This window comes from Meiothermus sp. Pnk-1, assembly GCF_003226535.1.
Classification (GTDB): Bacteria; Deinococcota; Deinococci; order Deinococcales; family Thermaceae; genus Allomeiothermus.
Window position 1 is genome coordinate 184629 of the sequence record NZ_QKOB01000003.1, and the last position, 22139, is coordinate 206767.

General features: G+C 64.3%; 22 protein-coding genes. 12 read left to right on the forward strand and 10 right to left on the reverse strand.

All coding sequences use genetic code 11. The features are described from left to right. Positions 1-5 precede the first annotated feature (5 nt). Both ftsZ and ruvC read left to right on the forward strand, forming a co-directional pair. Positions 6-1070: a cell division protein FtsZ gene (gene ftsZ, locus DNA98_RS05725; protein WP_110527499.1), complete on the forward strand. Its 1065-nt coding sequence runs from the start codon at positions 6-8 to the stop codon at positions 1068-1070. Positions 1071-1126: 56 nt separating this feature from the next. Beyond that, a complete protein-coding gene (ruvC, locus tag DNA98_RS05730) occupies positions 1127-1618 on the forward strand; it encodes a crossover junction endodeoxyribonuclease RuvC (protein ID WP_110528292.1) in 492 nt (163 codons plus the stop codon). A gap of 100 nt (positions 1619-1718) precedes the next feature. Here ruvC and lpdA read toward each other — a convergent pair whose 3' ends face one another. The 4 genes from lpdA to DNA98_RS05750 form a co-directional block, all read right to left on the reverse strand. Next, positions 1719-3098 (reverse strand): dihydrolipoyl dehydrogenase, encoded by a 1380-nt coding sequence (gene lpdA, locus DNA98_RS05735; RefSeq protein WP_110527502.1) that lies wholly within the window; start codon positions 3096-3098, stop codon positions 1719-1721. Between the two features lie 42 nt (positions 3099-3140). Further along, positions 3141-4385, reverse strand: coding sequence for a 2-oxoglutarate dehydrogenase complex dihydrolipoyllysine-residue succinyltransferase (gene odhB, locus DNA98_RS05740; RefSeq protein WP_110527505.1), 1245 nt, complete (start codon positions 4383-4385; stop codon positions 3141-3143). 130 nt (positions 4386-4515) lie between these two features. Continuing rightward, a complete protein-coding gene (locus DNA98_RS05745) occupies positions 4516-7254 on the reverse strand; it encodes a 2-oxoglutarate dehydrogenase E1 component (RefSeq protein ID WP_110527508.1) in 2739 nt (912 codons plus the stop codon). A 55-nt stretch (positions 7255-7309) separates the two neighbouring features. Then, positions 7310-7606, reverse strand: coding sequence for a 4a-hydroxytetrahydrobiopterin dehydratase (locus tag DNA98_RS05750; RefSeq protein WP_110527511.1), 297 nt, complete (start codon positions 7604-7606; stop codon positions 7310-7312). Between the two features lie 154 nt (positions 7607-7760). On the opposite strand from DNA98_RS05750, the gene rplM reads away from it, so the two are divergent. Together rplM and rpsI are read left to right on the forward strand one after the other, a co-directional pair. Further along, positions 7761-8189, forward strand: coding sequence for a 50S ribosomal protein L13 (gene rplM, locus DNA98_RS05755; protein WP_110527514.1), 429 nt, complete (start codon positions 7761-7763; stop codon positions 8187-8189). Beyond that, positions 8189-8578, forward strand: coding sequence for a 30S ribosomal protein S9 (gene rpsI, locus DNA98_RS05760; RefSeq protein ID WP_110527517.1), 390 nt, complete (start codon positions 8189-8191; stop codon positions 8576-8578). Before rplM ends, rpsI begins: the two co-directional genes overlap by 1 nt. Before the next feature lie 60 nt (positions 8579-8638). On the opposite strand, the gene DNA98_RS05765 is transcribed toward rpsI, so the two are convergent. Further along, positions 8639-9361, reverse strand: coding sequence for a hypothetical protein (locus tag DNA98_RS05765; RefSeq protein ID WP_110527520.1), 723 nt, complete (start codon positions 9359-9361; stop codon positions 8639-8641). Between the two features lie 151 nt (positions 9362-9512). Next, positions 9513-11672, reverse strand: a complete 2160-nt coding sequence (locus DNA98_RS05770; RefSeq protein WP_110527523.1) for an ATP-dependent helicase — start codon at positions 11670-11672, stop codon at positions 9513-9515. A gap of 123 nt (positions 11673-11795) precedes the next feature. On the opposite strand from DNA98_RS05770, the gene DNA98_RS05775 reads away from it, so the two are divergent. From DNA98_RS05775 to DNA98_RS05795, 5 genes are read left to right on the forward strand one after another with little or no spacing between them, the layout of a single operon-like run. Beyond that, complete coding sequence (locus DNA98_RS05775) at positions 11796-13187, forward strand: phosphoglucomutase/phosphomannomutase family protein (RefSeq protein ID WP_110527526.1); 1392 nt, start codon at positions 11796-11798, stop codon at positions 13185-13187. 11 nt (positions 13188-13198) lie between these two features. Then, on the forward strand, positions 13199-13480 hold the full coding sequence (locus tag DNA98_RS05780; protein ID WP_110527529.1) for a hypothetical protein: 282 nt from the start codon (positions 13199-13201) through the stop codon (positions 13478-13480). 18 nt (positions 13481-13498) lie between these two features. After that, positions 13499-14284: a nitroreductase family protein gene (locus tag DNA98_RS05785; protein ID WP_110527532.1), complete on the forward strand. Its 786-nt coding sequence runs from the start codon at positions 13499-13501 to the stop codon at positions 14282-14284. Beyond that, a complete protein-coding gene (locus DNA98_RS05790; RefSeq protein ID WP_110527535.1) occupies positions 14277-15380 on the forward strand; it encodes a type III polyketide synthase in 1104 nt (367 codons plus the stop codon). The genes DNA98_RS05785 and DNA98_RS05790 overlap by 8 nt, the downstream gene beginning before the upstream one ends. After that, positions 15377-15898, forward strand: a complete 522-nt coding sequence (locus tag DNA98_RS05795) for an isoprenylcysteine carboxyl methyltransferase family protein (protein ID WP_174719991.1) — start codon at positions 15377-15379, stop codon at positions 15896-15898. Before DNA98_RS05790 ends, DNA98_RS05795 begins: the two co-directional genes overlap by 4 nt. Here the strand turns inward: DNA98_RS05795 and DNA98_RS05800 are convergent. The 3 genes from DNA98_RS05800 to DNA98_RS05810 form a co-directional block, all read right to left on the reverse strand. Continuing rightward, positions 15880-16905 (reverse strand): lipocalin family protein, encoded by a 1026-nt coding sequence (locus tag DNA98_RS05800; RefSeq protein ID WP_110527541.1) that lies wholly within the window; start codon positions 16903-16905, stop codon positions 15880-15882. The two genes, DNA98_RS05795 and DNA98_RS05800, sit on opposite strands and share 19 nt — an antisense overlap. Before the next feature lie 330 nt (positions 16906-17235). Next, positions 17236-17778 (reverse strand): phosphoribosyltransferase family protein, encoded by a 543-nt coding sequence (locus DNA98_RS05805; protein WP_110527543.1) that lies wholly within the window; start codon positions 17776-17778, stop codon positions 17236-17238. Between the two features lie 131 nt (positions 17779-17909). After that, positions 17910-18446: a phosphoribosyltransferase family protein gene (locus DNA98_RS05810; protein WP_110527546.1), complete on the reverse strand. Its 537-nt coding sequence runs from the start codon at positions 18444-18446 to the stop codon at positions 17910-17912. Positions 18447-18603: 157 nt separating this feature from the next. Here DNA98_RS05810 and DNA98_RS05815 point away from each other — a divergent pair, with 157 nt between their 5' ends. Both DNA98_RS05815 and DNA98_RS05820 read left to right on the forward strand, forming a co-directional pair. Then, positions 18604-19032, forward strand: a complete 429-nt coding sequence (locus tag DNA98_RS05815; RefSeq protein WP_110528295.1) for a bifunctional nuclease family protein — start codon at positions 18604-18606, stop codon at positions 19030-19032. Between the two features lie 21 nt (positions 19033-19053). Continuing rightward, entirely contained in the window at positions 19054-19809 is a 756-nt protein-coding gene (locus DNA98_RS05820) for a metallophosphoesterase (RefSeq protein ID WP_110527549.1), read from the forward strand. A 26-nt stretch (positions 19810-19835) separates the two neighbouring features. On the opposite strand, the gene DNA98_RS05825 is transcribed toward DNA98_RS05820, so the two are convergent. Beyond that, entirely contained in the window at positions 19836-21200 is a 1365-nt protein-coding gene (locus DNA98_RS05825; protein ID WP_233493105.1) for a MiaB/RimO family radical SAM methylthiotransferase, read from the reverse strand. A 6-nt stretch (positions 21201-21206) separates the two neighbouring features. On the opposite strand from DNA98_RS05825, the gene DNA98_RS05830 reads away from it, so the two are divergent. Beyond that, complete coding sequence (locus tag DNA98_RS05830; protein ID WP_110527552.1) at positions 21207-22121, forward strand: threonine/serine dehydratase; 915 nt, start codon at positions 21207-21209, stop codon at positions 22119-22121. Positions 22122-22139: the final 18 nt, after the last annotated feature.

Here is a 22139-nt window from a genome sequence, read left to right on the forward strand (position 1 = left end):
TTCGCATGGACGGAGCCGTCATTAAGGTCATCGGGCTGGGTGGAGCCGGCAACAACGCCGTCAATCGCATGATCGAGTCGGGGCTTTCCGGCGTGGAGTTCATCGCCGCCAACACCGACGCGCAGGTCTTGGCGAAGAGCCTGGCCGACATCCGGGTGCAGCTCGGCGACAAGCTCACCCGGGGCCTGGGGGCTGGGGCCAATCCGGAGATCGGGGAGAAGGCCGCGCTCGAGGCGCAAGACCTCATCGCCGAGCACTTGGACGGCGCCGACCTGGTGTTCATCACCGCCGGGATGGGGGGTGGCACCGGGACCGGGAGCGCCCCTGTCGTGGCCGAGGTGGCCAAAAATCTGGGCGCCCTTACCGTGGGCGTGGTGACCCGGCCCTTCTCCTTCGAGGGCCCCAAGCGCTCGCGGGCCGCCGACGAAGGGATCAAGAAGCTGCGCGAACGGGTGGACGCGATGGTAGCGGTCTCTAACGACCGCCTCCTCAGCGCCGTCGACAAGAAGGTCGCGCTCAAGGATGCTTTTCTGATCGCCGACCGGGTACTCTACCACGGGGTCAAGGGCATCACCGATGTGATCAATCTGCCCGGTCTGATCAACGTGGACTTTGCCGACGTGCGGACGTTGCTCGAGAACGCCGGACCGGTGCTGATGGGGATCGGCGCAGGGCGGGGCGAGAACAAAGTCGAAGAAGCCGCGCGCACCGCCACCCAAAGCCCCTTGTTAGATCGCTCCATCGAGGGGGCCCGCCGCCTGCTCCTGAACGTGGTAGGCTCGGAAGACCTCTCGCTGATGGAAGCGGCCGCGGTGGTCGAGCATATTCGTGAGGCTACCGGCAACGAGGACGTGGACATCCTCTATGGGGTGACCTACGACGAGCGAGCCCAGGACGAGTTGCGCGTGATCCTGATCGCCGCTGGCTTTGGGGATAGCGGGGTGATCGCCAAGCCTGCTGGAACCCGTCTGGTAGATTTTCCTACCAGCGGCGTGGACCTCACCAACTTCGAGATTCCGGCCTTTATCCGCTATGGCGACGGGGATTACCCTCCCAAGCGGGGCAACTAAGCCAAGCGGAACCGAGCCCCCCAAACACCGGAGCCCGGAAACCGGTGCTCGACTTTATGACTGTCCTCGGCGTCGATCCCGGCATCACCAATATGGGGCTAGGCGTGGTGGAGCAGGTAGGGAAGACCCACAAGCTACTCCATACCCGGCTCATCAAAACCGACCGCAGTGACCCGGCGCCCGCGCGGGTAGGGGAAATTTTTCAGAACCTGCGCATCGTCATCGCGGAGTTCCGCCCGCAGGCCATCGCCGTAGAAGAACAGTTTTTCTACCGCCAAAACGAACTTTCCTACAAGGTGGGCTGGGCCATGGGAGCGGTCTTCGTGGCCGCCAACGAGTGGGGGCTCGAGGTCTACGGTTACGGGCCTATGAAGGTCAAACAGGCCCTGGTCGGTTACGGGCACGCCGAGAAAGAGCAGGTGGCCTTCATGGTGCGGGCCATCTTGGGGCTCAAGGAGAACCCCAAACCCACCCACGTAGCCGACGCATTGGCCATTGCCCTGACCCATCTGTTTTACGTGGGCCGGGGCGGGGGAAACCGCATTTAGTACAAGACCCCGCCCCAAGCCTCTCAAGCCGCGGCTGCGCGGGGCACCCGGCCGGCCCTTGAGGCTCGCGGGGTATACGACGTGACCCTAGGTGCCGTTGTCAGATGTGTAGGGGTTTATCCCAAGCGGCCAGGGCCGCCTCCTTCACCGCTTCGGCCAGGGTGGGGTGGGCGTGGGAAGCCCGGCCAATGTCCTCGGCGGAAGCCTTGAAGGCCATCGCTACCGCGGCCTCGGCGATCAGGTCGCCGGCGTGCGGCCCAATGATGTGCACCCCTAACACCCGGTCGGTTTCGGCGTGGGCCAGCACCTTGACGAAGCCTTCGGTATCGTTGATGGCTCGAGCCCGCCCGTTGGCCGAGAAGGGGAAGCTGCCCTTTTTGAAGGGGATGCCCTCGGCGCTGAGCTCCTCTTCGCTCTTGCCCACCGAGGCGATCTCGGGGTGGGTATAGACCACGTTGGGGATAGAGGTATAGTCTACGTGGCCATACCCGGTGGCGATATACTCGGCGACCGCCACCCCCTCCTCCTGGGCTTTGTGGGCCAGCATCGGCCCCACCACCACATCCCCGATGGCGTAGATATTAGGGATTTGGGTTTGCCAGTGAGCGTTGATGGGAATACGGCCCCGCTCGAGGCTAATCCCCACGCTCTCGAGTCCTAGCCCGTCGGTGTTGGGAACCCGGCTCGCGGCAAGCAGCACTTTATCGGCCACAAAACTTTCCCCACCTTCCACCTCGACCACGCCCTGACCGTCCTTGACGTAAGCCCGGGTCACCTTCATGCCGGTGCGGATGTCGAGGCCCTGCTTCTTAAAGATGCGCTCGGCAGCTTTGGAAAGCTCCCCGTCCATCCCCCCCAGGATGCGCGGGAGGTACTCGAGCACCGTCACCTTAGCCCCCAACCGACTCCATACCGATCCCAGCTCGAGGCCGATCACCCCGCCCCCGATCACCAGCAAGCTTTGCGGGACCCGGTCAAAAGCTATGGCCTGGTCGGAGGTCACGATGGTTTGGTAGTCCACCTCCACTCCGGGCAGCAGGGCGGGCTTGGAGCCGGTAGCGAGGATGATGTAGGTGGCCTCGAGCTCCACCCTTCCTTCGGGCCCTTCCACCAGCACCCGGTTTGGCCCGACAATCCGCCCGTGGCCCAGGTAACGGGTGACCTTGTTCTTCTTGAACAAGAAGCTCACCCCGTCGGTGTTGGCTTTTACTACCTTGTCCTTGTGGGCCATCATCGCCGCCAGGTCGAGCTGCACTTCGCCCAGCTTGACCCCGACCAACTTGCCCTCCTTGGCGGCATAGAACTTCTCTGAAGCCTCCAAGAGCGCTTTGCTAGGGATGCAGCCTACCCGCAGACAGGTTCCCCCCAAAGCCTGCTCCCGTTCCACACAGGCCACATCCAGCCCGAGTTGGGCCGCGCGGATGGCGGCGGCGTACCCTCCCGGTCCTGCCCCGATCACGACGACTTGATGTGTTGGCATATGTTTGCTCCGCGAACGTCACACCTCATCCGCTGCCTACGACTACACTTCTAGCGCCAGGCGTACGGGATTCTCGATCAATTCCTTGATCCGCTTGAGGAAGGTGACCGCCTCCCGCCCGTCCACGATGCGGTGGTCGTAGCTCATGGCCAGGTTCATCATCGGGCGGATCACGATCTGGCCGCCACGCACCACCGGGCGCTCATTGATGGCGTGCATCCCTAAAATGCCCACCTGGGGTGGGTTGAGAATGGGGGTGGAGTTCAAGGAGCCGTAGATCCCCCCGTTGGTGATGGTGAAGGTCCCGCCCATCAGCTCCTCCGGCTTGATCCGCTTGGTCTTGACCCGCTCGGCCATGTCGGCGATCTCGGCCTCGATCTGGGCCATGCTCTTCTTGTCGGCATCGCGCACGATCACCACCACCAGCCCTTCGCCCCCGCCCACCGCGATCCCGATGTCGTAGTAGCGGTGGTAGACGATGTTATTGCCCTGAATCTCGGCGTTGAGCTGGGGAATCTCCTGCAAAGCCTGGACCGCCGCCTTGACAAAAAAGCTCATGAAGCCGAGCTTGACCCCGTATTTTTTCTGGAAAGCCTCCCCGTACTCCTTGCGCAGCTCCATCACCGCTCCCATGTCGGCCTCGTTGAAGGTGGTGAGCATGGCGGTGTTCTGCTTGGCCGCCAACAAGCGCTCGGCGATACGGCGGCGGATGGGGGTCATCGGCACCACCTCGTCGCGGCGCTCCCCAGCCGGTGGGGCAATTATGGGAGCAGGAGCTGCGGAGGGCTGCGCCGGTTGTGGAGTCGGAGCAGGGGCGGCTTGTGCGGCCCGCTGAACATCTTCCTTGAGGATTCTCCCGCCGGGGCCAGAAGGCTCGACTTGCGCAGGGGTAAGGCCGGTCTGGGCCATCAACCGCTCAGCAGCGGGCATGGTACGGGGCTCCGCCACCGCTGCCCCGGAAGCCGGGGCCTTGACCGGGCTGCTGGGCTCAGTTCTGCCGGCTACAGCTTGCGCAGAGGGCGAAGAACCCACCGCGGCCTCCTCCGCACCCTTGGCCTCGAGCAGGGCCACCGTCTCCCCCACCGCCGCGATCTCCCCGGCTTTTTTGAGGATCTTGCCCAACACCCCGTCTACCGGGCTAGGCAGCTCTAAGGTCGCTTTGTCGGTGACGAGCTCTACCAACGCCTCGTCGCGCCGGATGGGGTCACCCTCTTGCTTAAGCCATTGGCCAATCTCCACTTCCACGATAGACTCCCCCACCGCGGGGACTTTGAGTTCGGTCGCCATAATCCTCCCTTCACTGAGAAACCCGAAACTGGGGGCCAGCGGCCCCCATAAACTCCCTAAACTTTACCGTAGGTTTGCCTGTTCTCATCCCGTCCAAGGCTCAATCTGGATCCGCCCCGTCCATGCGCATCTATCCCTTGGCCGCGCGCGGGGCCTCCTCCGCCAGGGCCAACGCTTCGCGTACCAAGGCCTCTTGCTCGCGCTTGTGAACTTTAGAAGAGCCCACCGCCGGGCTCGAGGACTCGTCGCGGGCGATGCCGTAGAAGGGATGGCCGTAGATGCTCACCCCGAAGCGGGCCCGCAAGAACCACCACGCCCCCTGGTTAGCGGCTTCCTCTTGCACCCAGTAGACCGGGATGTCCTTGGGGTAGACCTCGAGCGCCGCTTGCAGCTCGGCCTCGGGGAGGGGGTAGAACTGCTCGAGGCGCACGATAGCCACATCCTCACGCCCAGCCGCCTTGCGGGCCGCCACCAGGTCATAGTAGACCTTACCCGCGCACAACAAGATCCGACCCACCTTCTTGGGCTTCCCTACCTTGTCGGGGATGACCCGCTGGAAGCGCCCCTCGGCCAACTCGCTCATGGGCGAGACCACCTCGGGGTTGCGCAACAAGCTCTTGGGGGTCATCACGATGAGGGGTTTGCGCCAAGGGCGCTTGACCTGGCGGCGCAGCAGGTGGAAGTACTGCGCCGGGGTGCTGGGGTAGGTCACCTGCATGTTGTCGGTGGCGCAGAGTTGCAGGAAGCGCTCGAGCCGGGCCGAGGAGTGCTCTGGGCCGCCGCCCTCGAGGCCGTGCGGCAAGAGCATGACCAGCCCGCTGAGGCGGCCCCACTTAGCCTCGGCGCTGGCGATGAACTGGTCGATGATAACCTGGGCAGTGTTGACAAAATCGCCGTACTGCGCCTCCCACAGCACCAAGGCCTCGGGGTAGTCGAGGCTGTAACCGTACTCGAAGCCCAGCACCCCTGCCTCGGAGAGCGCGGAGTTATAGAGTTCAACCGGGGCCTGCCCCTCCACCAAATGGTTGAGGCCCAGGTAGCGGGCGGCCGTCTCGGTGTCGGTGAACCCGGCGTGGCGCTGGGTGAAGGTTCCGCGCACCACATCCTGGCCGCTCATGCGGACGCGGTGGCCCTCCGCGGCTAAGGAGCCGAAGGCCAGGGCCTCCGCCGCCGCCCAATCCAGGGGGCGTTTTAGCTCCGCCATCTCCCTGCGCGCCTCGAGGAAGCGCGACAGTTTGGGGTGGAGGTGGAACCCTTCAGGCAGGCGGGTCAAGGCCATCATCAAGCCTTGCAAGCGTTCCAAGGGAACCCTGGTATCGGCCTCGGGCACGTCGCTGTCCGCACCGCCTACATATCCTTTCCAGATTCCCCCTCCGGCATGGGGGCGCACCGGGTGGGGCTCGCGCTTGATTCGGTCAAAAGCCGCCTCGAGCTTGCCGTTGTAGGACTTGGTCATCTGATCGAGCTCGGCTTGGTTGACCAGCCCGGCCGCCTCGAGCGTCTTGAAGTAAGTCTTGTACGCCTGGGGCTTCTGGGCGATCAACGCATACATTCCTGGCTGGGTGAAGGCCGGCTCGTCGGTCTCGTTGTGCCCTTTGCGGCGGTAGCCCACCAAATCTATGAACACGTCCCGTCCAAAGGTCGCGCGGAACTCCATGGCCAGCACCACCACCCCATACACCGCGTCGGGGTCTTCGGCGTTGACGTGGAAGATGGGCGACTCCAGCATCTTGGCCACCTCGGTGGAGTAGCGGCCAGCGGTGTATTCGCGGGGCTCGGTGGTGAAGCCCAGCTGGTTGTTGACGATCACATGCAAAGCCCCGCCCACGGTGTAGGCCGGGATGCCGGAGATGTTGAGGCTCTCCTGAACGATCCCCTCCCCGATAAACGCGGCGTCGCCGTGCAGGGCGATGAGCAGGCCCTTCTTGCGCTCGCGGTCACCGAAGCGATCCTGCTTAGCCCTCAAGCGGCCCATCGCCACCGGGGTCACGAACTCGAGGTGGGAGGGGTTGAAGTTGAGCGAGAGGTGAACCTTGCCATGAGGGGTATCCACATCGCTGGAGTATCCCAGGTGGTACTTCACGTCCCCGGCATAGCCTTCCGGGAAGACCTCCTCGAACTCGAGGAATACCTCCTCCACCGGCTTCTTGGTCACGTTGACCAGCACGTTGAGGCGCCCCCGGTGGGCCATCGCCATCACCGCCTCGCTGACCCCGTACCGGGCTCCTTCTTCGATGGCGGTATCGAGAAGGGGAATCAGGGCCTCGTTGCCCTCGAGGGAGAAGGTCTTGGCCCCTAAATACTTCTTGGCCAAGAACTCCTCCCACAACGAGGCTTGCATCAGGCGCTCGAGGATGCGTTTACGGGTGGGGGCATCGGGTTGCGGAAGCCCGGCCTCGATTTTGGCCTCGAGCCAACGGCGGATCTCAGGGCTTTCGATGTGGGCGGTCTCGAGGCCGACACTGCCGCAGTAAGCGACCTGGAGTTTGGCGATAGCCTCGCGCAGGGTCGGGGCGGGGAAGAGTCCCGGGGGTAGGGGCCGGTCCAGGTCGGCCTGGCTCAGCCCGTGGTAGCTGGGCTCGAGGTCCGCCGGAGCCGGACGGGGGCGGCCCAAAGGGTCAATCCGGGCCGCCAGGTGACCCCGTTCACGGTAGGCATTCACCAGCCGCTCGACCCGCAGCACGAACTCGGCCAGCTCCGTAGGTAAGACGCTGGCCGAGGAGGAAGCTATGGGGGTTTGGGGTTCTGCTAGGGCGAGCTGGGAAAAATAACTGCGCCACTCCTGTGACAGCGACGAAGGGTTGCGTTGATACTCTTGGTAAAGGGCCTCCAAAAAGGCCAGGCTTCCACTATCCACGGCGTGCTCCATATCCTTTTAGCTAGCTTACCCCGAAAAGGCTCAAGGTGGTACAACGTCTGAGCGCCTAGACCTTGAACGGGGTGTAAATCTCCTCCAGCGCCCTCGCCGCCTCGAGGTCTTTGGAAGTCACCCCGCCCTGAGAGTGGGTCACGTAGGCCACCCGAACCTCCTTCCAGGCGATGGTCAGGGCATCGGGGTGGTGATCGGTTTTCTCGGCCAAGAGCGTAACCCGAAAGGCGAAGGCCGCCCCGTCGGCGTACGAGGCAAAGGGGTAGGTCTTCTCGATGCGCCCCTCTACCAGCCTCCAACCGGGCAAAACCGAGAGGGCCTGCTGAATTTGCGCCTGAGTGAGTGCGCCCATAGACGAACCCTCCTCCAGGGTAGTCTAGTTGGCTTAGCGCTGAACATTGTGCTATACTCCGCGATGGCGCTTTTGACGGGGTGACCCCCGATCCCTCCGGCAAAAGCAAATCTGGAACGCTCCTGATGGTAGGCGGGAGCGCTCGGAGGCAACAGTGTTCAAGACCTTTGTACCAAAACAGGTCGAGCCTAAGTGGGTGCTGGTAGACGCGGAAGGGCAAACCGTAGGCCGGCTCGCCACCCAGATCGCCCGAATTCTACGGGGCAAGCACAAGCCAGACTGGACGCCCAACATGGCGACCGGCGACTTTGTGGTGGTGATCAATGCCGCTAAGGCCCGCTTTACCGGGAATAAGCTCCAGAGCAAGGTCTATACCCGTTACACCGGGTATCAGGGTGGGCTCAAGAAGACCTCGGCGGGCGAGATGTTGGCCAAGCACCCCGAGCGGGTCATCGAGCACGCCGTCAAAGGGATGCTCCCTAAAGGCCCTCTGGGTTACAAGATCTTCTCGCGCCTGAAGGTATACGCTGGACCGACCCATCCGCACCAGGCTCAACATCCGCAGAAGCTGGAGGTTAAGTAATGGCCGAGCAATTCTACGGAACTGGGCGGCGCAAGACCAGCGTGGCCCGCGTTTTCCTGCGTCCAGGCAGCGGCAAGGTGACCGTCAACGGGATGGAATTCCAGGACTATTTCGGCGGCTTGATCAAGGCTGTAGCGGCCCTCGAGCCCTTGCGTACGGTGGACGCCCTGAACCGCTTCGACGCCACCATCACCGTAGAGGGGGGCGGCAAAGCCGGCCAAGTAGACGCCATCAAGCTGGGCCTAGCCCGGGCCCTGGTGCGCTACAACAGCGACCTGCGGGCCAAGCTCAAGCCCCTGGGCTTCCTCACCCGTGACGCCCGCGAGGTCGAGCGCAAAAAGTACGGCAAGCACAAAGCCCGTCGTGCGCCCCAGTTCAGCAAGCGTTGATCCCTCCCTTTCCTACCCCCCTCGAGCTCGAGGGGGGTTTTTCATCCGCCCTGGCTCGGCTCACCCGAACGCCTCGGGAGGTAGTCCATGCCCCAATGCATCCGCTACCGCCGAGAGGAAAAACCGCGGCAGTTCGTCCGGACCCAGGTATTGCCCCACGTGTTTGAGGGCTTCCTTGGGCGGATCCACCAGGGCCAAGAGGGTGTGGTAGGGCTGAAGGGCCGCGATGGGTAAGCTGCCCCCGCCGTAGAGGATCACGTCCACATGCCGAGCCAGCGCCTCAACCCGCTCCGGCACAGTGGTATGACCGCGCTGCGAATGGGGGAGCTTGCCCAAGAAGCTATCTCCCTCGGCAAAACTCGAGCTCACGGCCGAGACCTGCTTGATCCCCCGTAGCCCCCCGATCAACTCGGGCCGCAGCTTGCCCATCCACAGCAAGGTGGATCCCATCGCATAGCGCATGAGGAGGTTGCCCAAAGCGATGGGCTCGAGGTAGTAGCCGCGCAGCCCCTTGCGCTCGGGGATGACCAAGTCCACCCGCCCTGCCCCCCTGGCCTCGGGCTCGAGGGCCTCTACCAGTTCAAAGGCTCGAGTCTGGAAATCGGGAGCCTCCAGCAGCGCCGCCTCAAACCCCAAAGGAACGAGCCCAGCCAAAGCGGCGGGGAGAAGCCCTGCGGGCTGGGCGGCGTGGATTTTGAGGGGTAGACGGTGGGACAGCGCAGCCTTGAGCAACAGCGGATAGTAACGGCTATCTCCTTGATGCAAGACGGCAAGCAGGCTCATGGGCGAGGTTTAGCTTATAACAGCCCGACAATCTATTTACACCCCTGTCGCTCGCCTGGCGGCGAGTTCAGAAGCTTCTTCCCAGGTGCCCGCATGAGCGTGGAGGGTTCTGCTATCCCCGCCCTTCCGCTTCTGGCCATAGAGGGAGTCCTCACTCGAGCTTCTCCAGCCCAGCGAACTTCACCGCCAGCTTCTTGAGCCCCACGCTGGGGAAGTGCACCGTCACCTCGCCGCCTAAAGCCGCCACCACCGTCCCGTTGCCAAAGCGGGGATGTCTGACCTTCTCACCGCCTTTAAAATCCTCGGAGAGCTTGGGACGAGCGGAGGTCGTCCCCCGGCCCACCACAGGAAGCTTGGCCTCTCGAGCGAACTCCCCAAAGGGGTTGATTTCAACCAGCAACCCCTCGGGAATATCGTCGAGAAAACGGCTAGGCCGGGTGGATTCGCGCTTGCCGTAGATCTCGCGCTCCTCGGCATAGGAGAGGTACAGCCGCTCCTGGGCACGGGTGATGCCCACGTAGAACAACCGGCGTTCCTCTTCTAAGTCCTCCAGCCGGTTCAGGCTGTTGCGGTGGGGCAGGAGGTTTTCCTCCACCCCCACCAAGAAAACGACGGGGAACTCGAGGCCTTTGGCGTTGTGCAAGGTCATCAGGGTGACTTCCTCGGCCTTTTCCCGTGGAGGCTCGAGCTTGCCGTCTTGTACGCGCCTGGCCGGCTCTTCTGCCGAAGCGGTGAGGGCGACGGTGTCGAGGAACTCAGCCAGGCTACCCCCAACCTCGGCCTCCCAATCGCGGGCCGCCCGCAACAGCTCGTCGAGGTTGGCTAGGCGGTCTTCGGCGTCGGGCTCATCCTTGATGAAGTTCTTGTAGTCGGTGGCGTCCAGCACCCGCTGGATAAACTCCGCCGGACCGGCCTCAAAGGCCGCCTCGGCCAGCTCGTCCACCAGCTCGACGAAAGCCCCCACCTGCTGTGGCCTGGAGAGGATTTGTTCGGCGTGGCGGAAGGCCTCAAGGGCCGGTAGGCCGCGCTGCTGGGCATACTCGAGCAGCCTCGCCACCGTGCTGGCCCCGATCCCCCGGGCCGGTACGTTCACGATCCGGCGCAGGCTGATCGAGTCCAGGGGGTTCACCGCCAGTCGGGCGTAGGCCAGGATGTCTTTGACCTCGCGCCGCTCGAAGAAGCCCACCGCTCCCACCAGCCGAGCCGGGATCTGGGCGCGTCGCAGGTGCTCTTCCAAAAGCCGCGACTGGGCGTTGGTACGGTAGAGGACGGCGATCTGTCCGAAGTTACCCAACCGGGCGATCTCGCGCGCTACAAAAGCCGCCTCCTCGCGGGCGTTGGGGGCCCGGAAGAGTCCCACCGGGTCCCCTCCACCCTTCACCGGGCGCAGGGTTTTCTCCAGCCGCAGGGCATTCTTCTCGATCACCGCGTTGGCCAAGCTGAGGATGGCACGGGTGGAGCGGTAGTTCTCCTCGAGCCGGTAGACCTTGGCTCCAGGGTAGTCCTTGGTGAAGTCCAGGATGTTGTTGATGTCGGCGTTGCGAAAGCCGTAGATGCTTTGGTCGGGATCCCCGACGACCATCAAGTTGGGATTTTCCCCGGCCAGGAGCCGGGTGAACCTGTACTGCACGGGGTTGGTGTCCTGGTACTCGTCCACGTGGATGAAGCGGGCCCGCTGTCGAACCTTGTGCAGCACCTCCGGGTGTTGCTCGAACAGCTCGATGGCCAACAGCAGCAGGTCGTTGAAATCCACCGCCCCTTGGGTCCGCAGCCCTTGCTGGTAACGCCGGTAGACCTGGGCAGCGTCCTCGCGCGGGATTCCGGCCACGTAATCGGGGGCCTCGCGCAAGAACTCGGACAGCCCGCCCAGGCGGTTCTTGATCCGGTCCAGCACCGCCCGTACCGCGCCAGGCTTAGCCTCGAGCCCCAACTCCTTCAGGATCTCCTTGAGCAAGGTGCTCTGGTCGTCGTCGTCGTACACCACAAACCCCGGCTTGAGCCCGACCCATTCCCCATACACCCGCAGGATGCGCAGGGCTGCCGAGTGGAAGGTCGAAACCCACAGATCATGGGCCGCCCTACCCACCATCTTGCCGAGGCGCTCTTTCATCTCCCCGGCGGCCTTGTTGGTGAAGGTCACAGCCAGGATCTCCCCGGCGTAGACCCGGTGCTCACGCAACAGGTAGGCGATGCGATGGACTACGGTGCGGGTTTTGCCCGATCCAGCCCCCGCCACCACCAGGGCCGGGCCTTCAAAGTGCTGGACCGCCGCTTGCTGGGCTTCGTTCAAGGAGGAGAGGAGGTCCGACATAGAACCTCCGAAGTCTATCACCTCGGCTCGGTGTGGAACGTAGCGATGAACCCCAGCGGAGCGTGTTACACAGGCCGCTGTCGCCCACAACCGCAGCGCCAGTTCAGCTAAACTGTTACGAGTATGGCAACTATCCGCTTCGGCACCGACGGCTGGCGCGACGTGATCGCCGACAACTTCACCTTCGAGAACGTAGCAAAGGTGGCCCAGGCGTATGCCAGCCACCTGCTCGAGCAAGGGGGGAAAAAGGTAGCGGTGGGCTATGACACCCGCTTCATGGCCGAGAAGTTCGCCCGCAAGGCCGCGGAGGTGCTGGCTGCAAACGGCCTCGAGGTCCACCTGTCCAAAAGCTATCTGCCCACCCCGGCGCTTTCTTATGCCGTCAAGCACCTCGAGGCCGACGGCGGGGTGATGCTCACCGCCAGCCACAACCCCCCAGAGTACCAAGGCTTCAAGATCAAAGGGGCTTACGGGGGGAGCGCCACCCCAACCCTGGTGGCCGAGGTGGAGCAAAAGCTGGGAACGGAGCCCAAACCCTTCGATCCCTCCCGGCATAGGCTGCACACCTTCGATATCCGCAAGCCCTATTACGACCACCTGATGGGCCTGCTCGAGGTGGAGGCCCTGCGCACCTACGAGGGGGTGCTCTACCACGACAGCATGGGTGGAGCGGGGGCCGGGTGGCTTTCGGGCTTTGTCAAGCACGCCAAATTAAGGCTCGAGCTGCGCGAAATCCACGGGGTTCCCCACCCCCTCTTCTACGGGGTCAACCCCGAGCCGATCCCCGCCAACCAGCAGGTGGTGATGACCGTGCTGCGCGCCGAGGAAGGGCTTACCTTCGCCGCCGTGACCGACGGGGACGCCGATCGAATCGGGGCGGTGCTGGCCGGGGGGCAAAACTTCAACTCGCACCAGATCCTTGCCGTGCTCATCAAGCATCTCGTCCGCAAGGGGCTGCGGGGACGGGTGGTCAAGACCTTCTCCGTGAGCCGGGTGGTGGAGCGGCTGGCAGGAAAGCTTGGGCTCGAGGTCGTCACCACCCCCATCGGCTTCAAGTACATCACCGAGGAAATGCTCCGAGGGGGCGTGTTGATCGGCGGGGAGGAGTCCGGGGGGATTGGGGTGAGCGGGCACATCCCCGAGCGGGACGCGATCTACAATGCCCTGCTCCTGCTCGAGGCGATGGTGAAGAGCGGCAAGAGCCTGGGGGAACAGTTTGCCGAAATCGAGGCCGAAGTGGGCTTCCGGCACCACTACGACCGGCTGGACCTGCGCCTGCCCTCGATGGACCACATTCGCGCTGCCGTGGAGAAGGTTTCTACACCCCAACCCATCGCCGAGCAGGAGGTGGTGGGGGTGGAGACCCTGGACGGGGTCAAGTGGAATTTCGCGAATGGCGGCTGGCTTCTCTTCCGGGCCTCGGGCACCGAGCCGGTGCTGCGCATCTACTGTGAAATGCCCTCGCCGGAACTGGTCCAATCCGCCTTGGCGCAAGCCCAGCAGCTGGTGGAATGAGGCCCTGACCCATGTCGCCGGTCTTCGCCTTAGGGTTCGGACTTTACCTGCTCAACCTGGGGGTGGGGCTGGCGGCGCAGCTACGGCTGGCGCGCTTCGGAGTCTGGCACCACTGGCTCTATTTCGCGGTTTTCTTGAGCGCGGCGGCGGCTTTGTTCTTCACCCGCCAGGCGGGGTTGATCCTCACCGTGGCCTCTCTGGCGGCCTTCCCCTGGGCCCGGCCCCGCAGCTGGATACACCCCACACTGGGGGCGCTGGGGCTCGTGGGATACTTACTCAGCCTCAACCCCTAACTTAGGAAAGGTGAAACGATGGAGTTCCTCGAGGTCATCCGCAAGCGCAAGACCACCAACGGCCCCTTCCTGGACAAGCCGGTCTCGAGGGAGCACCAACACCTCCTGATGGAGGCCGCCTCGCGCGCCCCCAGCCACTTCAACTCCCAACCCTGGCGTTTCGTGCTCATCGAAGATAAAGCCCTCATCGCCCGCATCGCCGAGCTGGGGGGCAGCTCGATGGAGCGCCTCATCGCCGAGGGACGCTTCTTCGAGCGCTACCGCCCCTACTTCCGCTTCAGCGAGAAGGAGATGGAAGAGCGGCGCGACGGCATCCTGATCGACCAACTGCCGGGGCCCTTGCGGCCTTTTACCCGCCAGGTCATGAGCCCCGGCGCGCTGGGGCTCATGAGGCGGCTGGGTGTGCCGCGCATGCTGGGGGAGGACAACCGCAAGCTCATCGCGGGCTCTCCCCTGCTGCTGGCGGCCCTCTTGGACAAGCAGGAGTACCGCCCCGGCGAGCTTTCGGGCTTTTACAGCGTATTGGGGCTGGGCATGGCCATCGAGAACATCTGGCTCACCACCGTCGAGCTGGGCATGGGCATCCAGTTCGTGAGCACCCCCATGGAGATCCCCGAAGCCTGGGAGGAGATCCGGCGGCTGCTGGAGGTGCCGGAGGGGCTCGAGCTCATGGCGGTGTACCGGCTGGGCTACCTGCCCCCCGAGAGGCCCCGCCCCCGCATCGACTGGAAGTCGGATCACCGCAAGCGCATCTCGCAGTACGTGTTCCGCGACTCTTGCCGAACCCCCGAGCGCGATGATTGAGGATCCCCAAATCCTCCCAGCGGGTAAATCCTGTTCACAAGCCCGAATCCTCGGGGTGGGAACGGCCTTGCCCCCTTATGCCCTCGGCCAGGCCCAAGCACAGGAGCTGGCGCGCGGGCTGTTCTGCGAGCTGCCCCAGGTAGAGCGGCTCATCGGGGTCTTCGCAAACACCGGGATCGCCCAGCGCTACTTGGCCCGCCCCCCCGAGTGGTACACCCGCGAACACTCCTTTCCGGAGAAAAACCGCGCCTGGTTCGAAGCCGCCCTGGAACTCTCCCTCGAGGCCAGCCGCAAGGCGCTTCTAGCCGCTGGAAAAACCCCCCAGGAGGTAGCCGGGGTGGTGTTCGTGAGCACCACCGGGATCGCCACCCCCAGCCCAGAGGCTTACCTTGTCCAAGCACTCGGCATCCCCCCTTCCGCGATACGTCTGCCGCTATGGGGGCTAGGCTGCGCAGGGGGGGCGGCCGGCCTGGCCCGTTCTGCCGATCTCGCCCGGCTCCATCCAGGGCGGGTATTTTTGCTGGTCACGGTGGAGCTGTGCAGCCTGACCTTTATCCCCGGCGACCGCAGCAAAAGCAACCTCGTCGCCACCAGCCTGTTCGCGGATGGGGCAGCGGCGGTGGTATTAGGGGCGGAGGGGATAGCCGATGCTTCAAGTACGCGCTTTCCTAGCGTCCTAGGCGGTTTTACCCGCCTTTTGCCCGACAGCTACGAGGTGATGGGCTGGGATCTTCATCCCCAGGGGCTCCAGGTGCGCTTTGCCCGGAGCATCCCTACCCTGGTGCAGCGGCAGTTGCCCCGGTTGGTCAGGGAGGGGCTCGAGGCATACGGCTTTCTCCCCGAAGAAATCGACCTGCACGTCCTCCACCCAGGCGGGGCCAAGGTACTGGCGGCCTACCAGGAAGCCCTAGGCTCGAGCCCGGAGAGCCTAGCCGCGGCCTGGGAGGTGCTGCGCGAGTACGGCAACATGTCCAGCCCCACGGTGCTCTTCGTGCTCGAGCGCCTCATGGGTGGCCCACGGAAAGCCGGAGAAATGGGCCTGCTGCTGGCCCTGGGGCCGGGGTTCGCCCTCGAGGGGGTCCTCCTGCGTTGGTGAGCTGGCCGATCTATCTCGCCCTTTTATTGGTCGCCGCCCAGCGGCTTTGGGAGCTCCGGCTAGCTCGGCGAAACCTGGCCTGGGCGCTCGAGCGGGGGGCCCGGGAGTACGGGCGGGAGCATTACCCGCTTTTCTTCCTGCTGCACATCGGCTGGATGCTGGGGTGGTTTTTCGAGGGATTGGCGCGGGGGGGTCTCGCCCCGGCCTGGGGGTTCTGGCTGGCGCTCTTCATCCTGGCCCAGTTCCTGCGTTACTGGGCCATCGCCAGCCTGGGGCCCTATTGGAACACCCGCATCCTGGTGATCCCCGGGGCGAAGCGGGTCAGAACTGGCCCCTACCGCTTTCTCCGGCACCCCAACTACCTGGCGGTAGGGCTCGAGCTCTTCGCCCTACCGCTGGTCTTCGGGGCCTGGGTGAGCGCGCTCGTCGCCACGCTGCTCAACGCTGGGCTTTTGCTGGGGATTCGTATCCCCGCAGAGGAGCGGGCGTTGCGCGAAGCCTATGGTTCGGAAAAATAAGGGCCTGCTACGAACTCGCCCATACCCTTGGCCGTCACCGCCTGACCCTGCCAGGTCCCCGCTCCGGAGACCGGGCCTTCCCAGTAGGCCACCTGGCTCGAGGCCGCCAGGAGCTCTTGGTCCTTACGTAGCGGGTCCAAGCTCAGGCTAAAGCCCTCCCCCTCGACGCTCCACGAGAGGGTGTAAGTTCGCCCGCTGGGCGAGGTCCAGGCTTCGCGGGGGGTCATGCGCAAGTTTTTGAGCTCGCCCACCTGCCCATCCGGGCCGATCCAGCTCCCCGCGAGCTGCACCACCGCCCCAGAAGCGTTTTTCACCCGGTAAAGCATGACCTCGGTACCGTTGGACAACTGCAAGCCGAACCAATCCCAGGTGGCCGAGCGGCCCGCGAGTTGGCCGCCCCACTGGTGGTCCATCCAGGCCTCACCGCGCAAGGTTCGGCCCTGGTAGGTACCCTCAAGGGCCAGGCGGGTATAGGAGACGTAGTACATCCGCCCGGTCTCCTCGGTGCCGGAGTAGCCCGGAGGGTGGGCCACCGGGGGTTTGCGCGGGGTGAGCCGCAGGTCAAGCCCTGCCCCCACCAGCCGAAAGGCTTCCCCCTCTTGCCAGAGCTTCCAGCTATCGGAGCCCCCCCTTTCCGGGGGCATCTCGAGGTATAGCGGCGGATAGCGCACGGTAGCGTCTCCTCGCGGGACATCCGAGCGCTCGACAAACGCTTTCCCATCCGCGCGCAAATCGGTCACGGCGATGTGGGCCACGTGAAAAGGGCCGGGGTTCAAAGCTCCCAGGAGGGTGCTGGCAACCTCCGGACGGAGCTGGGTATAGGCTTTGAAGAAGGCCCAGTGAAAAGCCCACCCCTCCTCCGGCAAGTAGGCCGATACATACCACCACTCAAGCGGAGCAGCTTGCGGTCCCCAGGTGTGGGGAGAGGGAGGGCGGTCGGGGTCCACCGGGGAAAGCCTCGGAGCACAGGCCCCCAGCAACAACGCCAAAAGGAGGAGGCTTCGCATGCCCCCACGATATCTGCGACACCCTCAGTCAAATGTTGCTTGGGAGGATGTCGTACGCTATACGCCAAACGCAAGACGCGGCTTACGTCGTACGTCGTACGCCATACGCAATACGCAAAACGCCAGACGCTAAACGCGGGGGAAAAAATCGGGACGGCGTACCGCCGTACACCTAGAGGTAGATTCCCTTTGGGACGGGCTACGCCCGTACACCTAGGGGACGATCCCCTTCGTATGACGTGTGACGTACGACGTACGACGTTTGACGTACGACGTCTAAGTCTGCACAAATCAAGTTACCCGGCCACTAGATACCGCAAAATGGCTGGTTTATGTGGTTTGCAAAATGGGCAAGTCGCCCAGGGTAGTGACCGGGATTTTAGTGGGACCACTCCCCTGGCGGAACGCGGCGAGCCGCGCCACTACCTTGGCGCCAGCCCGCTCGGCCACCCGCTCGAGGGCCAACATGGTTCCCCCCGAAGAGACCACATCCGAGACCAGCGCCACTTTTTGCCCAAGAAGTTTCTCGGCCATCCGGCGATCCAGCCACAACACCTCACCCACCCCCAGGGTCAGCGACTCTACCTCCTGGATGATGGGGTCTTCCATGTAGGGACGGCGCTTTTTGCGCACCACAACGTAAGGTTTGCCCAACCGCTCGGCCAGGGCGTGCGCCAGCACGATGGGGGAGGTTTCACTGGTGAGCAAGACCTCAGTCTCAGCGGGTACATGGGCTAAGAGCGCATCGGCGGCAGCGTTGACAAACTCCACGTCGCCTAGCAGTTCTACTAACGGGATACGGGTGCCCGGCAGGGGTTCGATGAGGGGCACATGACGGGTGAACTTACCGATAGTGATGGGATAAGTTTCCATTTGACCTCCGAAGATCTCTCCGGTTCTTGGGGCCGACATCTACCTAGCACCCCCGCGGCGGGGGGCGATCGCTTTAGACTACCCAAACGCCTCGAGTCTACCTCTTCGCCGTGATGAGCTACAAGGCCTGGCTATTCTGGCTCAAAAAGCGGCAGGTGCCCCAGCGCGATCACGTCCTCGCGGGGGGTACCCTCAGTGAAGACCGCCATCACTGCGACCATCTTCCCCCCCACATCCTCTATGAGCTCACGCAATCCCTTGAGGGTGCTGCCGGTAGAGACCACATCGTCCACCACCGCCACCTTCTTACCTTTGATGAGAGCTACATCAGCCCCATCGATCACCAACAGCTGGGGTTTACCGGTGGTGATAGAGATGACCGTGCGGGAGACCGGGTTGATCATGTAAGGTTTCTCGGTTTTGCGAGCCACCACGTAGGGCTTCTTGACAATTCGAGAGAGCGCATGAGCGAGCGGAACCGCTTTGACCTCTGGAGTCACCAGGGTCTCCACCTCGCTAGGCAAACGCTTGGCCAGCTCAGCCGCCACTGCCTCGACCAGTTCGGTATCGCCCAGGAGATTGAGCAAGGCTACCGCCACCCCTGGTCCTACCTGGACCACAGGCAACTCGCGCCGCACCCCCCCGATAGAGATCGGATAAGTCCTCACGCCCCACAGTCTTACACATTTTTTACCTAAGGGGGAAGGCTCCCGCGGGCAGAATTTCCAGCCCACCCTCGGAGGTTGCCGTGGGGTACTTACACCAGCAACGGCAGAGGCATAAACTAAAGGCATGCCCCCTACTGAGCGCTCTACCTCCGGCAGCATGATTCCGGCCGAGGTCGAAACTCTAGGGCTCGACCCCACCACCGGCAACGTGGTGGTGTTGCTCAAGACCCAAACCGGGGCCTTTTTGCCCATCGTGATCGGCCCCCTCGAGGCCCAGCACATCATGGTGCACCTCCAAGGCGAAACCCCTAGCCGTCCCCTTACCCCTGACCTGTTCCTCTCTGTGCTCGATATCTTGGGGGTCCGGCTGGTGCGGGTGGAGGTGGTTGAACTCAAGGACGGGGTGTTTTTCGGGCGGCTGGTCTTGGAGCAGCGGGGGCTCGAGTACGAAGTGGACGCCCGTCCCTCGGACTGCCTAGGGCTGGCCATTCGTGCCCAAGCCCCCATCCTGGTCGCCGAATCGGTATTGAACGATGCCGGGGTGGACGAATCTAGCCTTCGCTCAGGGGAGAATCCGCAAGCTTAGGAAAACTGGTACAACTAGGCCATGCCCTTGCGCGTTCTGTGGTTCTTGGCCATATTACTCGAGCTGGCTTTTGCCCAGCGGATCGGGGTGATCGGAGATTGGGGGGCGGAGAGCCCACACCGCCTCCAAATCGCCCAAGCCCTGCATCAGAAGGGACCGCTCGAGGCCCTGCTCACTTTGGGAGATAACTTCTACCCTCGGGGTGAGCCGGTCCAGCGCTTCGTGGACGAGCTGCCCCGGGTCAAGATTTATCCCGCCTTCGGCAATCACGACGTGCCCGCGCTCGAGCAACAGCTAAGGCTGTTCGGGGTCGGACAACCTTACTACACGGTTCAGCTGGGCCAGGCGGAGATCTTCATCGTCTACTCCGAAGCGTTTACCCCACAGCAGCGGGCCTGGCTCGAGCGTGCCCTCCAAACCTCCCAGGCCCCCTGGAAGGTGGTGGCCCTACACCGCCCCCTGTATTCTTCGGGCTTCCACGGGGGGAGCCGCAGCCTGCGGCAGAGCCTCGAGCCTTTATTGGTGCGCTATGGGGTCCAGTTGGTACTGGCGGGACACGACCACGACTACGAGCGGCTCGAGGCCAGGGGCATCGTCCACCTGGTCGCAGGCGGGGGTGGGGCTTATCTGCGGGGTTTCCGCAGCGCTGTCCCCGAAAGCAAGGTGCGCCGGGTAAGCGCAAACTTTTTAGTGCTCGAGGCTACCTCCAACAAGCTCACCGTCACGGCATATGGCCAAAGCGGCGAGGTGCTAGATCGGGTAGAACTCGGCAAGTGAACTCCCGGCGGCCAGGGTGGGAGACCTTAGGCCATCGGCAACAGCACGCGCCGGGGTTCTTCCTTTACGGCCTCCACCGGCCCGATGAGGGTGTAGCCCTCGATGCGCTCGACCCGCACCCACACCGTCTGGCCCTGTTTGGAAGCGGGGCCGTCGGCCAGGACCTCGTAGTAGTCGGGGGTATGGCCCACCCACTGCCCCCCGCGGCGGGACTCGAGCAGCACCTCCACCCGGCGGCCGAGCTTGGGGGCGATGCGCTGGGCGGCGAGCTCTTGGGCCAGGGCGATGATCTCGTGGGTGCGCCGCTTGCGAATTTCGATAGGCACCTGGGGCAGGGAGGCGGCGCGGGTCTTGGGACGGGGGGTGTAGGTGAAGGCGTGGACCCGGCTGGGGCGCAGCTCGCGCAGGAACTCGAGCGTCTGCTGATGTTCCTCTTCGGTCTCGGTGGGCAACCCCGCGATGACGTCGGTGGTGAGGGCGAATCCGGGGATCAGCTCGTAGGCCCGCAGGACCAGCTCGCGGTAGTAGTCCTTGTCGTAGCGGCGGCCCATCAGCTTGAGCAGCCGCTGGGAACCCGTCTGCAGGCTCAGGTGCAGGTGGGGTCGCACCTGAGGGGCATAGCGGGCGATGGTGCGCAGCAGGGTCTCGTCGGTGTCCTCGGGCTCGATGGAACTCAGGCGCACCTTGGCCCCCATCCGGGCCAGCTCCTCCACCAGCCCGGCGATCCCCTGGGGGTGGCCTTTGTACGAACCCAGCCGCACCCCGGTCAGCACGATCTCCTGCACTCCGGCCTCGAGCAGACCCCGCGCCTCGCTCAGCGCGTCTTGGCTGTCCCGGTGGCGCTCGCGCCCGCGCAGGCGGGGAATGATGCAGTAGGCACAGCCCGCGTTGCAGCCGTCTTGCACCTTGACGAACGAGCGCACCCAGTTGTTGAGCAGGCCGCGCTCCCCGGCCCCCCAGAACTCGTTGGGCGGGGTGGTGAGGGGGTCGGCGGGCAGGCCGAAGTGCTCGAGGATCACCCTGGGCAGCTCGGCCTTGCGGGCGTTGGGCACCACCGCGTCGGCGCCCAGCTCGGCCAGAGCCTCGGGGGCCAGCTCGGCGTAGCAACCGGTGACCACGATGAAGGCCTGGGGGTTGGCCCGCCGTGCCCGGCGCACCTCCTTGCGGGCGTCGGCCTCGGCAGTGGTGGTCACGGCGCAGGTGTTGATCACCACCAAGTCGGCCCCCTCCTCCAGCCGCACCACCTGGGGCTCGAGGGCCCGCAACAACCCTACCAGGGCATCCGACTCAACCTGGTTGACCTTGCACCCCAAGGTCCTGACCGCTAGGCGTACAGGAGAAAGCGCTGCCATCCCAACCATCCACTCTACCCGCCGAAGATCGAATAGCATAGGCCCATGCTCTCCCTCGAGATCATCCGCCAAGCCGCGGCGCGCATCGCGGCCTACACCCACCGCACTCCGGTGCTTACCTCCTCGAGCCTGGATCAACTCTTCGGCAAGCGGCTCTTCCTCAAAGCTGAGCACCTGCAAAAGACCGGCAGCTTCAAGGCCCGCGGCGCGGTGAACGCGGCCTTGCAGCTCGAGCGCCCCCGCGGCCTCTTGGCGGTCTCCTCGGGCAACCACGCCCAAGCCGTGGCCTATGCAGCGCGCATCCTGGGGGTCCCGGCCCTCATCGTGATGCCGGAGGATGCCTCTCCGCTAAAAAAAGCCGCCACCCGGGCTTACGGGGCCGAGGTCTATGACCGTGGGGTGACGGTGGAAAACCGCGAAGAGGTGGCCCGGAAGCTCACCCTCGAGAGCGGCTACAGCTTCATCCATCCCTTCAACGACCCCAGGGTGATGGCCGGACAGGGGACCATCGGTCTCGAGCTCGCCGCGCAGGTCCCCGAGTTAGAGGCGGTGCTGGTGGCGGTGGGCGGGGGCGGGATGATCTCGGGGGTGGCCGCTGCGGTGAAGGCACTGGCCCCCCAAGTCCGGGTGGTTGGGGTGGAGCCGGCGGTCGCCAACGACGCCCAGCGAAGCCTGGCAGCCGGGCGGCGGATCGCGCTCGAGCGGGCTCCTCAGACCGTCGCGGATGGGGTGCGTACCCTTTGCGTGGGCGAGTATCCGTGGGAAGTAATTCGCGAACAGGTGGACGAGATCGTGAGCGTGCCCGAAGAAGCCATCCTCGAGGCCCAACGCCTGCTAATGAGCCGCACCAAACAGGTAGTAGAGCCCACCGGGGCGCTGCCGCTAGCCCCTGTGCTGATCGGTCACCCCCTACCCGAACGGCTGGGAATCGTGGTGTGTGGGGGAAACTGGATGCCCTAAGCACCCCGTGGGAAGCGC